Below are 15,854 nucleotides of genomic sequence, written 5' to 3' on the forward strand. Positions count from 1 at the left end.
CCTGTCCCGCCCCGAGCCATCCGGACTAGTCCCATCCGGCCACCGGGGACCACCCGAAGAGCCACCGAGAACCACCCGAAGAGACGGTGCTGTTGGGCTGAACCGTCCACGCGGGTGACGCGTCCTGAACCTGTGAGAAGCGGTGCCGTGAAATCCCTGCGGAACGACGCCCAGAGGACAACACTGGACTCCGACCGACTCATCACCACGGGGGATGGACATGATCACATCAGAGCGAAAGATCCCGCCCATGTGCCAGCACCAGCCGCCGTGCCCGCCAGCCGAATCCGCCGACCGGGAGTCCGCCCGCCTCGTGGCGCACCACCCGGAGCAGGGGTGGAGCCTGCTGTGCAACGGCGTCCTGCTCTTCGAGGACACCGGCGAGCTGCTGCCCGACGGCCGCATCATCGCCCCGCACCGTCCGCTCGGTGCGGATCAGGTGATGACCGCCGCCTGAGCGAGGCACAGTGACCTGAGGGGCCGGCCGCACGCACCCGGTGCGCACCGGCCCCGACGCGTGTCCGGCCGTGGCTGCGCAGCGTATCGGGGTGTCAGCGCAGCGCTTCCCGCAGCGCCTGGTAGGCGGGCTTGGGACGCAGCTCCTCGTCCCACGGCAGGGCCGCGCCCTCACCCGGGAAGAACGCCGGTATCCAGGAGTACTTGTCCGTGTAGTCCCAGATGGTCACACCCGCACAGCGGCGTACGGCCAGACAGGCCGCGGTGAGGTCCCGGTACCACGTCGCCTGTTCGGCGAGTTTCTCCTCGGTAGCCGGCAGCTGCATCCGGACGTCGACCTCGGTGAGCGCGGTGTCCAGGCCCAGCCGGGAGAAGCGGCGGAGGTTGTCCTCCAGGGTGGCCGGATAGCCGTACTGGAGGGCCAGGTGGGCCTGGAAGCCGACGCCGTCGAGGGGCACGCCCCGGGCCTTGAGGTCCTTGGCCAGCCGGTGGTAGGCGTCGCTCTTCGGGCCGGTCGCCTCGATGTTGTAGTCGTTCAGGTAGAGCCTGGCGTGCGGGTCGGCCTGGTGGGCCCAGCGCAGCGCATCGGCGATGTAGCCGGGGCCCAGGGTCTTGTACCAGATGGTCTCGCGGTAGCTGCCGTCCTCGTCGAAGGCCTCGTTGACGACGTCCCAGGCGTACACCTTGCCCCGGTAGTGCCGTACCTCGGTGGTGATGTGCTTCTTCAGCACGGCCCGCAGTTCGCTCGCCGTCCACTGCCTGGAGGTCAGCCAGTCGGGCAGCTGGCTGTGCCATACGAGGGTGTGGGCGCGGACCTTCTGGTGGTGCCTGCGGGCCAGGTCGACGATCTCGTCGCCGTCGGTCCAGTCGAAGACGCCCTGCTGCGGCTCGGTGGCGTACCACTTCATGCCGTTGCCGGGCGTGATCATGTCGACCTCGCTGCCGAGGAGGCGCGTGTAGGCGGTGTCGGTGAGTTCGGGGTTGTCGGTGGCGCTGCCGAAGTAGCGGCCGTGGCGCTCGGCGAGGTCGGCGAGCGTGGGCTGCCGTACCGGGTCCGGTGCGGCCTGCGCGGCGGGGCCCGCGGCCAGTCCGGCGGTGACCAGCACGGCCGCGAGGGCGCCGGCAAGTCTCAGACGCATGGTGGGACTCCTGTCCGGGTGTCGGGAGGGCGCGGTTCAGCCCTTGGTGGCGCCGGTGGTCAGACCGCCGACGAGCTGGCGTTCGGCGACCGAGTAGAAGGCGAGGGCGGGGACCATGGCGAGGACGAGATAGGCGAAGACCCGGGCGTACTCCGCCGAGTACTGCCCCTGGAACTGCTGGACGCCGATGGGCAGGGTCCACCAGGTGCTGTCGGTGAACACCAGCAGCGGCAGGAAGAAGTTGTTCCAGCTGGTGACCACCGCGAGGACCGAGACGGTGCCGAGCGCCGGCCGGGCCATGGGCAGCAGGACCCGCCAGAAGAACCCGAAGGCGCTGCACCCGTCGAGCGTGGCGGCCTCCTCCAGTTCGCCGGGGATCTGCCGGAAGAAGCCGCGCAGGATGATGATCGTCATCGGCAGTCCGAACGCGGCCTGCGGGAGGATCACACCGAGCGGGTTGTCCAGCAGGCCCAGGGAGCGCAGCAGCAGGAACAGCGGCAGGGCGGCCACCGCGAAGGGGAACATCAGCCCCATCGTGAAGACGGTGAACAGCACCTCCCGCCCGCGGAAGGCGAAGCGCGCGAAGGAGAAGGCCGCGAGCGCGGACACGGCGACCACGAGCACGGTCGTGCCCACGGCGATCAGCGTGCTGTTGCCGACCAGCCGCCAGAACCCGCCCGAGCCGAGGATGCCCGTGTAGTTGCCGGTCAGCCAGTGCTCGGGCAGTCCGAACGGGTTGCGGGACAGCTCGTCGGTGGACTTGAAGCCGGACAGGACGGCGTACAGCAGCGGTACGACCATCACCGCGCCGACCACGACGAGGACCAGGTGCAGCGGCAGCGTACGGACGCCCCTGGTTCTGCGGGTCACGTGCCGTCCCCCCTCATCGTCGTGGTGGCGCCTTCGAGGTCGCGGCGGAGCACGAACCGCTGGTAGGCGAGGGCGAAGACGAGGCAGATGCCGAACATGACCACGCTGATCGCGCTGGCGTAGCCGACCTGGTAGCGCTTGAAGCCGTACTGGAACATGGTCACGGCCATCGTCTCGGAGTGGTGGTCGGGGCCGCCCTGAGTGATCACCCACACCAGGTCGAACAGCTGGATCGCCCCGATCACCGACAGGAAGACGCTGATGCGCAGGGTGGGCGCGAGCAGCGGCAGGGTGACGTTGCGGAACCGCTGCCAGGGGCCGGCGCCGTCGATCAGCGCCGCCTCCGTCAACTCGGCCGGGATCGACTGGAGTCCGGCCAGGTGGAGCATCATGTGGAAGCCGAAGTACTTCCAGGTCATGACGAGGAAGAGGGCCGCCATGACGGAGGAGGGGCCGGCGAACCACTCGCCGCCCAGGCCGTCCAGGCCGACGGCGCCCAGGACGTGGTCGGCGAGTCCGTCGTCCGGGGCGAAGACCATGCTGAACAGCACGCCGGTGATGGCCTCGGACAGCACGTACGGCGCGAAGAACAGCATCCGGTACACCGCCCGGCCGCGCAGCCGCTGGTTCAGCAGCACCGCCATGGCCAGGGCGAACGGCAGCTGGAGCACGAGCGAGAGCACCACCAGCACCAGGCAGCGCCACAGGTCGCCGAGGAAGACGTCGTCCTGGAGAAGGCGGGTGAAGTTGTCGCCGGCGACGTAGTCGGAGGGCATGCCGAAGCCGCCCCAGCGGAAGAAGGCGGCGTACAGCGCGAACAGCACCGGCAGCAGCACCAGCCCGGTGAACAGCACCAGCGCGGGCAGCTGGAAGCCGACCGCGGTGAGCCAGTTCAGCGTGCGCCGCCGGGTCCGGGCACGGCCCGGGGGGACGGCCGGGAGCGGGTGGCCCGCGGCGGGGCCGCTCCGCTTGTCCGGGAGGAAGGTGGAGGTCATCGCCGGCTACTGCTCTTCCTTGGCGGTCGTGGTGATCGACTGTGCCACCTGCTCGGCCGACTTGGATCCGGCGATGAGCGCGGCCACACTGTCGTTGACCTCCTGGCCGACGGCGGGCGCGTAGGCCTGGTCGAGGTAGAGCTGGAAGCCGGTGGCCTCCTTCAACCGGGCCTGCACGGCCTTGAGGTTGGGGTCGGTGAGCACGGACTCGGCGGCCGGGACGACCGGCAGCACCCCGGTCTTCCTCACCAGTTCCCGGTCGGTCGCCCGGGAGGCGAAGAACTCCAGGAAGTCGACGGCGGCCTGTGGCGCTCCCCGGCGCAGGGCGTGGCCTCCGCCCCCGCCGAACACCTCGGTGATCTTCCCGTTGCCGCCCTCGACCTCGGGGAACGGGAAGAAGCCCAGGTTCGCGCCGAGGCCCTTGCCGACGTCGGCCTCCACGACCGGGGCCCACTGCCCCATGAGTTCCATCGCCGCCTTGCCGTTGCCGACGGTGGCGGCCTGGCCGGTCGGGGTGGAGTACGCGGCGCCGAGGAAACCCTTCTGGAACGGCTGGAGATCCACCAGTTCCTTCAGGTGCCGTCCGGCCCGCACGAAGCCGTCGCCGGTGAAGTCCTTGCTCTCGCCTGCCTTCCGGAGCGCGTCGACGCCGGCCGTGCGCATCGCCAGGTACGCCCAGTAGTACATGCCGGGCCACTTCTCCTTGCCCGCCAGGGCGAGCGGCGTGACCCCGGCGGCCTTCAGCTTCCCTACGGCGTCCAGGAAGCCGTTCCAGGTGGTGGGGGGTGTGCTGATCCCGGCCTTCTCGAAGAGCGCCTTGTTGTACCAGAAGCCGATCATGCCGATGTCGAACGGGATGCCGTACGCCGTGCCGTCCAGGAGGTACGGCTCCTTCGCCACCGGCAGCAGTCCGTCGGCCCAGGTCCTGGTGCGGTCCGTGAGGTCCTCGACCAGTCCCGCGTCGACCTGCTGCCTGAGCACGCCGCCGCCCCAGGTGTGGAAGATGTCCGGCAGCTTCCCGGAGGCGGTCAGCGCGGTCATCTTCGACTTGTAGGCGTCGTTCTCCAGCTGGACGATCTTTATCCTGACCTTGGGGTTGTCCGCCTCGAACTTCTTGGCCAGGGCCGCCCACACGGTCTTGGCCGGCTGCGTGGTCGAGATGTTCCACCACTCGATCGTGGTCGTCCCCGAGGACGACCCTCCGTCCGAGTCGCCACCGCAGCCGCTCAGTGCGGTCGCACCGAGGCCGGCGGCGACGGAGGCCGCCAGGAAGCCGCGGCGGGACAGTGCAGGGTCGCCCATCATGCGCTCCTTCGAAACTTTCGAGTTGCTTCGGAGAGGGTCCCGACTGAGAAATTCACGCACCACCGGGAGCCGCCGACGCTCTCGTCGGCCAACGGCGGGCCGAAACATTCGAGTTACCCACCGAACGTTCCGAACGGCGACTCTAGGAACGCGCGTGGGGAGCGTCAAGGTGTCGTGCACGAGGTGACGAGCGCACAGCCGACCCCGCCGGAGGCGGCGCGAGCCACGAGAGGGGCCGAATGTTTCGCCACCAGCACCGAATTCGGGTGGCCGGTCCGGACGGGGCGAGGAGGACCGGGCCCTCCGGCTGGTCGAATCGCCGGGGCGGGAGTGGGATGGAAGGAGCGAGACCTTGCCCGGAACGGTGGAGTCATGTCCGGTAACGACGCCTCGGCGGTCGCGCGAGTGGTCGTCGGTGTGAGCGGCTCCCTGAACAGCGTCACGGCCCTGCGCCGGGCCACGGCGCTGGCCCGCCGGCTGGGAGTGGAGCTGTGGCCGGTACTGGCCTGGGAGCCACCGGGCGGTGACCCCGCCGCGCGGCGCGCCCCCGCCGACGGTCCGCTGCTCGACGAGTGGCAGCGTCTGGCCAGGCAGCGGCTGGCCTCGGTCCTCTACGAGATCTTCGGCACGGAGAGTCCCGGCGTACCGGTGCACGCCGTCGTCGTACGCGGCGCCCCGGGCCCGGCCCTGGTGGCGACCGCCGACCGCGAGACCGACGTACTGGTCGTCGGCACGGGCCGACGCGGCCTGCAGCGAGCCTTCTCGGCCCGCGTCTCCCGCCACTGCGTGTCCCGCGCCCGCTGCCCGGTCCTGGCGGTCCCCCCGTCCCCGCTGGAATCGGCACTGCTCTCCGTCCACCGCCGCAACACCTGGCACCTACGGCTCGACACACGGGGGCTGTGACCGGGGCGGCGACGCACGCAGTCGCCCCCGCTGCCGTCCCGTCAAGAATCTCCGCCCCGCCGTCAGGGCACCGTCAAGGGGAGGTGCGACCCGCTGCCGGCGGTCTACCGTCTTTCTCATGGAGCAGCGCGACGGCATCCGCCCCCGGGCGACCGGCTCGCACCCGTCCGGCGCCGGGGCCGTGGCGTACGACCGCAGCTGGGCCCGGGACGTGCGCAGTGCCTGCCGGTGTGCCGGTGCCCTGTTCGGGCTGTTGCTGGGCGTGGACCGGACGGCCGGCTCGCTGACCTGGTGGCGCGCCGCCCTGTGGCTCCTGCTGGCCCTGCTGCTGCTCCTCGTCCTGTTCCCCGTGCGCGTGTCGGCCGGCCCGGGCTGGCTGGCGAGCCGCCGCCTGTTGCGCACCCGCCGCGTCCGCACCGATCTGCTGACCGCCGTACGCCCGCTGGACGGCGTCACCCAGCGCCTGGTGCTGCGCGACGCCCTCGGCAACCGGGTCGAGATCGACCCCGAAGTTCTCGTCCGCAACCCGCAGTTGTGGTACCGGCTGGACGAGGGCGCCCGCGCCTCCGAGGCGGCCGGCACCCTGCTGTGCGGCGCGGCCGCCCTGCACCGGCTGGCCCGCCGCGTGGACCGCGAGACGGCCCTGGGGGTGTTCCGGGTGTCCGGCCTGGAGTGACGCTCGGTGGCCGCCGTACGCCCGGCTCCCGCCGTGGGCCACCCGACCGGCCCCAGCCCGGCAGACCGGCCCCGGCCTCCCCTTTCCGGGGTGGCGGCCCCTCTCGCGGGCCATTCTTAACGCAAGATTGACGCCTTCCGAGCCCTGATCCATGGGCCCAGGCATCACGCTCTGCTTACGCTGGTGCCGCCGTCCGCGTGATGGCCGAGAACAGCTGAGCCGCACGTCAGGAGCAACTCCGATGGTCACGACCGAGCGCCCTCCCAGTACCGGCCGCCTGCGCGCCTGGATGCTGGAAGGACTGTCCGACATGGGCAAGGGCGGTGGCCACACGGGACCGCACGCCGAGCCGGAGCCCCCGCACCAGGGCCAGCGCTGGTGGCGGGTGATGTGCCTGACCGGTGTCGACTACTTCTCCACCCTCGGCTACCAGCCCGGCATCGCCGCCCTGGCGGCCGGTCTGCTCTCCCCGGTGGCGACCATCGTGCTCGTCGTCGTGACCCTGGCCGGCGCCCTGCCGGTCTACCGCCGGGTGGCCGAGGAGAGCCCGCACGGCGAGGGCTCGATCGCGATGCTGGAACGCCTGCTGTCGTTCTGGCAGGGCAAGCTCTTCGTCCTCACCCTGCTGGGCTTCGCGGCGACCGACTTCCTCATCACCATCACGCTCTCCGCCGCCGACGCCTCCACCCACCTGGTGGAGAACCCGCATCTGACGGAAGCCCTGGACGGCAAGCAGATGCTGATCACGCTGGTCCTCGTGGCGCTGCTCGGCGCGGTCTTCCTCAAGGGCTTCCTGGAGGCCATCGGGGTCGCGGTCGCCCTGGTCGGCGTGTACCTCGCCCTCAACCTCGTCGTCGTGGTCACCGGCCTGTGGCACGTCGTCACCGCCGGCCACGTGATCACCGACTGGAGCAGCGCGCTGACCGCGCAGCACGGGAACGTCTTCGTGATGGTCGGCGTGGCGCTCATCGTCTTCCCGAAGCTCGCCCTGGGCCTGTCCGGCTTCGAGACGGGTGTCGCCGTCATGCCGCACGTGCAGGGCGACCCGGGCGACACCGAGCAGCGGCCCACCGGCCGGATCCGGGACACCAAGAAGCTCCTGACCACCGCCGCGCTCATCATGAGCTGCTTCCTGATCGCCACCAGCTTCATCACCACGCTGCTGATCCCGGAGAAGGAGTTCAAGACGGGCGGCCAGGCCAACGGCCGCGCGCTCGCCTACCTCGCGCACGAGTACCTGGGCAACGCCTTCGGCACGGTCTACGACGTCTCGACCATCGCCATCCTGTGGTTCGCCGGCGCCTCCGCCATGGCCGGCCTGCTCAACCTGATGCCGCGCTACCTGCCCCGCTACGGCATGGCCCCGCACTGGGCGCGGGCCGTCCGTCCGATGGTGATCGTCTTCACCCTGATCGCCTTCCTGGTGACCTGGATCTTCGACGCCAACGTCGACAAGCAGGGCGGCGCCTACGCCACCGGTGTGCTGGTGCTGATCAGCTCGGCCGCGATCGCGGTGACCATCGCCGCGCGCAAGGCGGGGCAGCGCGGCTGGACCATCGTGTTCGCGATGATCTCCACGGTGTTCCTCTACACCACCGTGGTGAACGTCATCGAGCGCCCGGACGGTGTGAAGATCGGTGCCTGCTTCATCATCGGCATCATCCTGGTCTCGCTGCTGTCCCGGCTGGCCCGTGCCTTCGAACTGCGCGTGACCAGCGTGTCGCTCGACCCCATGGCGGAACGGTTCATCCGGGACATGGCCAGCCGCAAGATGCGGTTCATCGCCAACGAGCCGGGCCACCGCGACAAGGCCGAGTACCGGGACAAGATCGAGCAGATCCGCGCCGACAACGACATGCCGGAGCAGGAGGACTTCGTCTTCGTCGAGGTCACCGTCACCGACCCCTCCGAGTTCGAGGCGGGCCTGACCGTACGCGGCGAGGTGCTGCACGGCCGCTACCGCGTGCTGACGCTGGAGTCCGCGTCCATCCCCAACGCCCTCGCCGCGCTCCTCCTGCACGTCCGAGACCTCACGGGCTGCACCCCGCACATCTACTTCGAGTGGACCGAGGGCAGTCCGTTCACCAACTTCCTGCGCTTCTTCCTCTTCGGCCAGGGCGAGGTCGCACCGGTCACCCGTGAGGTACTGCGCGAGGCGGAACCCGACCGCGTCCGCCGCCCGCGGGTCCACACGGGCTGACGGCCGGGTGCCGGGCACCCGCCCGCTGCGCCGGTGGCCGACGGGCGGCCGCTCGATGCGGACGAGTGTCACGTCGTACCGAACCGCCGGCCCCACGTCCGCGCTTCCCGGTACTGGCCCTATCGTGACCGGCATGCAGTCCTACACGATCGGCCAGGCCGCGCGGCTGCTCGGCGTCAGCCCGGACACCGCCCGCCGCTGGGCCGACGCCGGCCGGGTGGCCACCCACCGCGACGAGTCCGGGCGGCGGCTCATCGACGGCAGGGACCTCGCCGCGTTCTCCGTCGAGCTGGCCAAGGGGGGCGGCGCCGAGGAGGACGTCTCGCACACCTCCGTCCGCAACGCCTTCCCCGGCATCGTCACCGCGATCAAGCTCGGCGATGTCGCCGCCCAGGTGGAGATCCAGGCCGGCCCGCACCGGCTCGTCTCGCTGCTGACCCGGGAGGCCGTGGAGGAACTGGGCCTGGAGGTCGGCATGGAGGCCACCGCCCGCGTGAAGTCCACGAACGTGCACATCGACCGGGCCTGACCCGGAGCCGGCGAACCGCTCCGCCCGCGCGGCCGGGCGTTGCGCAGCACTGCGGCCGATGCGCACCCGGACACGGCCAAGCCGCGCCCGGATACGGCCGAAGCGTGCCTGGATGCGGGCTGTCACGCCCACGAGCGTCACCGTCGACGCCCTCCCGCGGGACGTGCCCGCCCCGGAGCCCCGTAGAAACGCACATGCAAGCTCTCGGTCCCTGCTTCGCAGCTCATGCGATGCGACAGGAGCCCTATACCTCGCAGATGCGGCAGTATCATCGCGGCAGGGGCCCCACCGGCCGTGCAGGGCGCGACGTTCGTGCGACACAGACCCGAGGAGCAGAGCCGTGATGACCCGTTCCGTATGCCGGACCCGGCGGATGTGGCCGCTGGCCGGTGCAAGCGCCGCCGCCCTCATAGCCCTCAGCGCCTGCTCCGCCTCGTCGGACTCCCCCGCCTCCTCGAAGTCCTCCGACACGGTCACCGTGTTCGCGGCGGCCTCCCTGAAGGAGAGCTTCACGACCCTGGGCAAGAAGTTCGAGCAGGACCACCCGGGCACCAAGGTCAGCTTCAACTTCGGCGGCAGCGACAGCCTCGCCGCGAGCATCACCGGCGGTGCCCCGGCGGACGTGTTCGCCGCGGCCAGCCCCAGGACCATGGCCCTGGTGACGGACAAGCAGGAGGCGGCCGGCACACCCGCCACCTTCGTCCGCAACCAGCTGGAGATCGCCACCGTGCCGGGCAACCCGCACAAGGTGTCCTCCCTGAAGGACCTCACCGAGTCGGGCCTGAAGGTCGTCCTGTGCGACCGGACCGTGCCGTGCGGCGCCGCCGCACAGAAGGCCCTGGACGCGAGCAGGCTCAGGCTCACGCCGGTCTCCTACGAGCAGGACGTCAAGGGCGCCCTGACCAAGGTGGAGCTGAAGGAGGCCGACGCGGCGGTGGTCTACAAGACCGATGTGAAGGCCGCGGGTGACAAGGTGGAGGGCGTGGAGTTCCCCGAGTCGGCCGGCGCGATCAACGACTATCCGATCGCCCTGCTGAAGAACGCGCCGCACGCCGAGGCCGCCAAGGCGTTCATCGCCCTCGTGCGGTCCGCGGAGGGGCAGCAGGTGCTGAGCGAGGCCGGGTTCCTCAAGCCGTGACCCCACTCGACGAGCCCGGCGTCGCGGCCGGCCCCCACACGGGCCGCTCCCGGCGCCGCGGCGTCGGCGCGGGGGGCCGACGCGGCGTGCCGTTGCCACTGCTGCTGCCGGGCGTGCTGGCCCTGGCGTTCCTGCTGCTGCCGCTGCTCGCGCTGCTGATCCGCGCGCCCTGGCGGAGCCTGCCGGACCAGCTGACCAGCGCCGAGGTGTGGCAGGCGCTCCAGCTGTCCCTGGTCAGCGCCACCGCGGCGACGGCCGTGAGCCTCGTACTCGGCGTGCCGCTTGCCTGGCTCCTGGCCCGTACGGAGTTTCCCGGCCGTGGGTTCGTACGGGCCCTGGTGACCCTGCCCCTCGTGCTGCCCCCGGTCGTCGGCGGTGTGGCCCTGCTCCTTGCCCTCGGCCGCAACGGGGTGATCGGCCAGTGGCTGGACGCCTGGTTCGGGATCACCCTGCCGTTCACCACCACCGGGGTCGTGATCGCGGAGGCGTTCGTCGCGATGCCGTTCCTGGTCATCAGTGTCGAGGGCACCCTGCGCGCCGCGGACCCGCGCTACGAGGAGGCGGCGACCACCCTGGGCGCCTCCCGCTTCACCGCGTTCCGCCGGGTCACGCTGCCGCTGATCGCGCCCGGCATCGCGGCCGGAGCTGTGCTGGCCTGGGCCCGGGCGCTCGGCGAGTTCGGTGCGACGATCACTTTCGCGGGCAACTTCCCGGGCCGCACCCAGACCATGCCCCTCGCGGTCTACCTCGCCCTCCAGAACGACCCCGAGGCCGCCATCTCCCTCAGCCTGGTCCTCCTGGCCGTCTCGATCACGGTCCTGGCAGGCCTCAGGGACCGTTGGATGACACCGTCATGACGAACAACTCCGAACCCACACGTCCCCACCCCACATCCCCACCCGGCCAACCCGCACCCGCCGAGACCGCCACACGCGCGCCGGGACCAGCCGCACCCGCCGACGGCGCTCAGCCCCCACAGGGGCCACCCGCACCCGACGACGAAAGCCGCACGGGTGGTGCGAGTGGCAACCCCAATCCGGCCGAAGGCCGACCCCCCGCCACGGACACGCACCCCAACCCCCACCCCCCCACCGGCCTGCAAGCCCACCTCGTGGTCGACCGCCCCGGCTTCCGTCTGGACGTCACCCTCACCGCCGCCCCCGGCGACGTCCTCGCCCTGCTCGGTCCCAACGGCGCCGGCAAGACCACCGCCCTGCGCGCCCTCGCCGGCCTCACCCCTCTCACGGACGGCCACCTCCGCCTGGACGGGACCGCGCTGGAGCACACGGCCCCGGAGGCCCGCCCGGTCGGCGTGGTCTTCCAGGACTACCTGCTCTTCCCGCACCTGTCCGCCCTGGACAACGTCGCGTTCGGCCCCCGCTGCCGGGGCGCGAGCAAGGCCGAGGCCCGCGCCGCGGCAGCGGCCTGGCTGGAGCGCATGGGCCTGACGCCGCACGCCGCGGCCAAGCCGCGCCGCCTCTCCGGTGGCCAGGCCCAGCGCGTGGCCCTCGCCCGCGCCCTGGCCACCCGGCCCCGGCTGCTCCTCCTGGACGAGCCGCTGGCAGCCCTGGACGCCCGTACCCGCCTTGAGGTCCGCGCTCAGCTCCGCCGCCACCTGGCCGAGTTCGAGGCGGTCTCCGTACTGGTCACCCACGACCCGCTGGACGCCATGGTGCTCGCCGACCGGCTGGTGGTGGTGGAGCACGGCCGGGTCGTCCAGGAGGGCACCCCCGCCGACATCGCCCGCCACCCGCGCACGGACTACATCGCCCAGCTCGTCGGCCTCAACCTCTACCGCGGACAGGCCGCGGGGCACACCGTACGGCTGGACGCCGGACCCGCGATCACGACCACGGAGAAGCTGTCCGGCCCGGTCTTCGTGGCGTTCCCGCCGTCCGCCGTGACCCTGTTCCGGGACCGCCCCTCCGGCGCCAGCGCCCGCAACCTGTGGCGCTGCGAGGTCGCCGGGCTGGAGACGCACGGCGACCAGATCCGCGCCGACCTCACCGGCGAGCTGCCGCTCGCGGCGGACCTGACGACGGTGGCCGCCGCGGAGCTGGACCTGCACCCGGGTGCACCGGTCTGGGCGACGGTCAAGGCGACGCAGACCCACGCATACCCGGCCTGAGCGGAAGGGCGCTCTACGGTGGGTGCCCATGACCCTCAGCATCCGCAACCAGCTCCCCGGCACGGTCACCGCGATCCAGCCGGGCGAGGTCATGACCACCGTCAAGCTGCGCCTGCACGGTGGGCAGGACCTCACCGCGGCCATCACCAAGGAGTCCGCCGAGGACCTCGCCCTCGCCCCCGGCTCGTCCGTGCGGGCCCTGGTGAAGTCGACCGAGGTCTCCGTCGCCACCCACCGCGTCGAGGGTCTGTCGATCCGCAACCAGCTCGACGGTGCGGTCGTCGGCCTCACCACCGGCGCCGCGATGGCCTCCGTGCGGATCTCCGTCCCCGGCGGTGAACTGACCGCGGCCATCACCAAGGACGCCGCCACCGGCCTGGGCCTCTTCGTGGGATCCGACGTGGTCGCGCTCATCAAGGCGACAGACGTGTCCCTGGCGACGGCCTGACACGGCGAAGGCCCCGCCCGGAAACCGGACGGGGCCCCGAGGGCTGCCGCTCGCTCAGTCCTCGTAGGCGTCCAGCGGCGGGCAGGAACACACCAGGTTGCGGTCGCCGAAGGCCTGGTCGATGCGGCGCACCGGCGGCCAGTACTTGTCGGCGGCCGAGACGCCGGCCGGGAAGACCGCCTCCTCGCGGCTGTAGGCGTGGGTCCACTCACCGCCGAGCGCGGCGGCGGTGTGCGGGGCGTTGCGCAGCGGGTTGTCCTCGGCGGGCCACTCGCCCGAGCCGACCTTCTCGATCTCCGCGCGGATGGCGATCATCGCATCGCAGAAACGGTCCAGCTCGGTGATGTCCTCCGACTCGGTCGGCTCGATCATCAGCGTGCCGGCCACCGGGAACGACATGGTCGGCGCGTGGAAGCCGTAGTCGATCAGGCGCTTGGCCACGTCGTCGACGGTCACGCCGGTCGCCTTGGTCAGCGGGCGCAGGTCGATGATGCACTCGTGCGCGACCAGGTTGCCGGGGCCGGTGTAGAGCACCGGGTAGTGCGGCTCCAGGCGCTTGGCGATGTAGTTCGCGGAGAGCACGGCCACCTGGGTGGCCCGCTTGAGGCCCTCACCGCCCATGAGGCGGACGTACGCCCACGAGATCGGCAGGATGCCCGCGCTGCCCCACGGCGCCGCCGAGATGGGGCCCACACCCGTCTCCGGGCCGGCCTCCGGCTGGAGCGGGTGGTTCGGCAGGTACGGCGCCAGGTGCGAGCGGACCGCGACCGGGCCGACGCCGGGACCGCCGCCGCCGTGCGGGATGCAGAACGTCTTGTGCAGGTTCAGGTGGGAGACGTCACCGCCGAAGTGGCCGGGCTTGGCGAGGCCCACCAGGGCGTTGAGGTTGGCACCGTCGACGTACACCTGGCCGCCGGCCTCGTGCACCCGGGCGCAGATGTCGGCGACGTGCTCCTCGAACACACCGTGCGTCGACGGGTAGGTGATCATCAGCACCGCCAGTTCGTCGCGGTACTGCTCGATCTTGGCGCGCAGGTCCTCGATGTCGATCTCGCCGTCGTCGGCGGTCTTCACGACGACGACCTTCATGCCGGCCATCACGGCGCTGGCGGCGTTGGTGCCGTGCGCGGAGGACGGGATCAGGCAGACGGTGCGCTGCTCGTCGCCGTTGGCCCGGTGGTAGCCGCGTACGGCGAGCAGACCGGCCAGCTCGCCCTGCGAACCGGCGTTCGGCTGGAGCGAGACCTTGTCGTAGCCGGTGACCTCGGCGAGACGTTCCTCCAGCTCGCGGATGAGCGTGAGGTAGCCCTGCGCCTGCTCCGCGGGCGCGAACGGGTGCAGCTGCCCGAACTCGGGCCAGGTGACCGGCTCCATCTCCGTGGTCGCGTTGAGCTTCATGGTGCAGGAGCCCAGCGGGATCATGCCGCGGTCGAGCGCGTAGTCGCGGTCGGCCAGCTTGCGCAGGTAGCGCAGCATGGCGGTCTCGGAGCGGTGCTCGTGGAAGACCGGGTGGGTCAGGTAGGCGTCGGTGCGCAGCAGCGCCTCGGGCAGGGTGTCCTCGGCACTCGCGTCCAGCGCCTCGACGTCGCCCTCGACACCGAACGCGGCGAAGACGGCGGCCAGCTGGGCCCGGCCGGTGGTCTCGTCGCAGGCCGCCGAGACGTGGTCGGCGTCGACGAGGCGCAGGTTGACCCCGTTGTCCCGCGCGGCGGCGACGACCTCGGCTGCCCTGCCGGGCACGCGCGCGGTGACGGTGTCGAAGTAGGCGCCGTGGACGATCTCCACCCCGCCGGCCTTCAGCCCCTCGGCGAGGATCGTGGCGTACCGGTGCGTGCGCCGGGCGATGGTCTTCAGGCCCTCCGGGCCGTGGTAGACGGCGTACATGCCGGCCATCACGGCGAGCAGCACCTGCGCGGTGCAGATGTTGCTGGTGGCCTTCTCGCGGCGGATGTGCTGCTCACGGGTCTGCAGCGCGAGCCGGTAGGCCTTGTTCCCGTCGGCGTCCACGGAGACGCCCACCAGCCGCCCGGGCAGGCTGCGGGCGAACTTCTCGTGCACGGCCATGTAGCCGGCGTGCGGGCCGCCGAAGCCCATCGGCACGCCGAAGCGCTGGGTGGTGCCGACGGCGATGTCCGCACCCAGCTCGCCCGGCGAGGTGAGCAGGGTCAGCGCCAGCAGGTCGGCGGCGACGGTGACGAGGGCGCCCAGCTCGTGCGCCCGGTCGATGACCGGCTTGATGTCCCGTACGGCACCGGAGGCGCCCGGGTACTGGATCAGCACGCCGTTGATCTCGCGCTCGGCGATCTCCGCCGGGATGCCGTCGCTCAGGTCGGCGACGACCACCTCGACGCCGGTCGGCTCGGCGCGGGTCTCGATCACGGCGATGGTCTGCGGCAGCACGTCCGCGTCGACCAGGAAGAGGCCCTTCTTGTTCTTGCCCATGCGCCGGGACAGCGACATGGCCTCGGCCGCGGCCGTGCCCTCGTCGAGGAGGGAGGCGCCGGAGGTGGGCAGCCCAGTGAGGTCGGCGACCACGGTCTGGAAGTTCAGCAGGGCCTCGAGCCGCCCCTGGGAGATCTCCGGCTGGTACGGCGTGTAGGCCGTGTACCAGGACGGGTTCTCCATGACGTTGCGCAGGATGACGGGCGGGGTGAACGTGCCGTAGTACCCCAGCCCGATCATGGAGCCCAGAACCTGGTTGCGGTCGGCGAGCGAGCGCAGCTCGGCGAGCACCTCGGCCTCGGTGCGGGCGCCCGGCAGGTCCAGGGCGTCGGCGTTCTTGATCACATCCGGGACCGCGGCGGCGGTCAGCTCGTCGAGCGAGCCGTATCCGACCTGCGCGAGCATCTTGGCCCGCGCCTCCTGGTCGGGTCCGATGTGGCGCTGCTCGAACGGAATGCCCGCTTCGAGCTCGGAGAGCGGAATGCGATGGGCGGTCATTGCGGAGGCCTCCTGGTCTGACGCGACCTTCGAGGGGCACCCCGGTACGGATACCCCGACGGCCTCCCCCTCTGTCATCTCAACCTGAGAGCTTCACCGGCCACCCGAGGGCGCCGGCTTTCACCGT

The 15,854-nt window shown here is 71.4% G+C and carries 14 protein-coding genes and 1 pseudogene; 10 read left to right on the plus strand and 5 right to left on the minus strand.

The window, feature by feature from the left end:
- Positions 1-250: 250 nt before the first annotated feature.
- Positions 251-457, plus strand: a complete 207-nt coding sequence (locus tag S1361_RS07555) for a DUF5999 family protein (RefSeq protein WP_059248121.1) — start codon at positions 251-253, stop codon at positions 455-457.
- Between the two features lie 94 nt (positions 458-551).
- Here S1361_RS07555 and S1361_RS07560 read toward each other — a convergent pair whose 3' ends face one another.
- The 4 genes from S1361_RS07560 to S1361_RS07575 are packed head-to-tail and all read right to left on the minus strand — an operon-like array spanning position 552 to position 4,762.
- Positions 552-1,595 (minus strand): endo-1,4-beta-xylanase, encoded by a 1,044-nt coding sequence (locus tag S1361_RS07560; RefSeq protein ID WP_208031071.1) that lies wholly within the window; start codon positions 1,593-1,595, stop codon positions 552-554.
- A 36-nt stretch (positions 1,596-1,631) separates the two neighbouring features.
- Positions 1,632-2,465, minus strand: a complete 834-nt coding sequence (locus tag S1361_RS07565; protein ID WP_208031072.1) for a carbohydrate ABC transporter permease — start codon at positions 2,463-2,465, stop codon at positions 1,632-1,634.
- The gene (locus tag S1361_RS07570) at positions 2,462-3,460 is read right to left on the minus strand and encodes a carbohydrate ABC transporter permease (protein WP_208031073.1); all 999 of its coding nucleotides are present in this window, start codon (positions 3,458-3,460) and stop codon (positions 2,462-2,464) included. Before S1361_RS07570 ends, S1361_RS07565 begins: the two co-directional genes overlap by 4 nt.
- Positions 3,461-3,466: 6 nt before the next feature.
- Entirely contained in the window at positions 3,467-4,762 is a 1,296-nt protein-coding gene (locus S1361_RS07575; RefSeq protein WP_208031074.1) for an extracellular solute-binding protein, read from the minus strand.
- A 375-nt stretch (positions 4,763-5,137) separates the two neighbouring features.
- Between S1361_RS07575 and S1361_RS07580 the strand changes: the two genes are divergently transcribed.
- From S1361_RS07580 to S1361_RS07615, 9 genes and pseudogenes are all read left to right on the plus strand, one after another.
- Positions 5,138-5,668, plus strand: a complete 531-nt coding sequence (locus S1361_RS07580) for a universal stress protein (protein ID WP_208031075.1) — start codon at positions 5,138-5,140, stop codon at positions 5,666-5,668.
- A gap of 118 nt (positions 5,669-5,786) precedes the next feature.
- Positions 5,787-6,344, plus strand: a complete 558-nt coding sequence (locus S1361_RS07585) for a hypothetical protein (RefSeq protein ID WP_208031076.1) — start codon at positions 5,787-5,789, stop codon at positions 6,342-6,344.
- A 241-nt stretch (positions 6,345-6,585) separates the two neighbouring features.
- The gene (locus S1361_RS07590) at positions 6,586-8,544 is read left to right on the plus strand and encodes an APC family permease (protein WP_208031077.1); all 1,959 of its coding nucleotides are present in this window, start codon (positions 6,586-6,588) and stop codon (positions 8,542-8,544) included.
- Between the two features lie 133 nt (positions 8,545-8,677).
- Positions 8,678-9,073 carry a TOBE domain-containing protein gene (locus S1361_RS07595; RefSeq protein ID WP_208031078.1) on the plus strand — a complete coding sequence of 132 codons (396 nt, stop codon included), beginning with the start codon at positions 8,678-8,680 and terminating at the stop codon, positions 9,071-9,073.
- A gap of 343 nt (positions 9,074-9,416) precedes the next feature.
- On the plus strand, positions 9,417-10,211 hold the full coding sequence (gene modA, locus S1361_RS07600) for a molybdate ABC transporter substrate-binding protein (RefSeq protein WP_208031079.1): 795 nt from the start codon (positions 9,417-9,419) through the stop codon (positions 10,209-10,211).
- Complete coding sequence (gene modB / locus S1361_RS07605; protein WP_208031080.1) at positions 10,208-11,068, plus strand: molybdate ABC transporter permease subunit; 861 nt, start codon at positions 10,208-10,210, stop codon at positions 11,066-11,068. The genes modA and modB overlap by 4 nt, the downstream gene beginning before the upstream one ends.
- Positions 11,065-11,715: pseudogene (locus tag S1361_RS40270) on the plus strand (ATP-binding cassette domain-containing protein); the annotation flags it as partial. The gene modB and the pseudogene S1361_RS40270, both read left to right, overlap by 4 nt.
- 396 nt (positions 11,716-12,111) lie before the next feature.
- A complete protein-coding gene (locus S1361_RS40275; RefSeq protein WP_425087988.1) occupies positions 12,112-12,339 on the plus strand; it encodes a TOBE domain-containing protein in 228 nt (75 codons plus the stop codon).
- 28 nt (positions 12,340-12,367) lie between these two features.
- A complete protein-coding gene (locus S1361_RS07615; RefSeq protein ID WP_208031081.1) occupies positions 12,368-12,787 on the plus strand; it encodes a TOBE domain-containing protein in 420 nt (139 codons plus the stop codon).
- Positions 12,788-12,841: 54 nt separating this feature from the next.
- On the opposite strand, the gene gcvP is transcribed toward S1361_RS07615, so the two are convergent.
- A complete protein-coding gene (gene gcvP / locus S1361_RS07620; protein ID WP_208031082.1) occupies positions 12,842-15,727 on the minus strand; it encodes an aminomethyl-transferring glycine dehydrogenase in 2,886 nt (961 codons plus the stop codon).
- Positions 15,728-15,854 lie beyond the last annotated feature (127 nt).

Origin of the sequence: Streptomyces cyanogenus, assembly GCF_017526105.1 — a bacterium.
Taxonomy (GTDB): Bacteria; Actinomycetota; Actinomycetes; order Streptomycetales; family Streptomycetaceae; genus Streptomyces; species Streptomyces cyanogenus.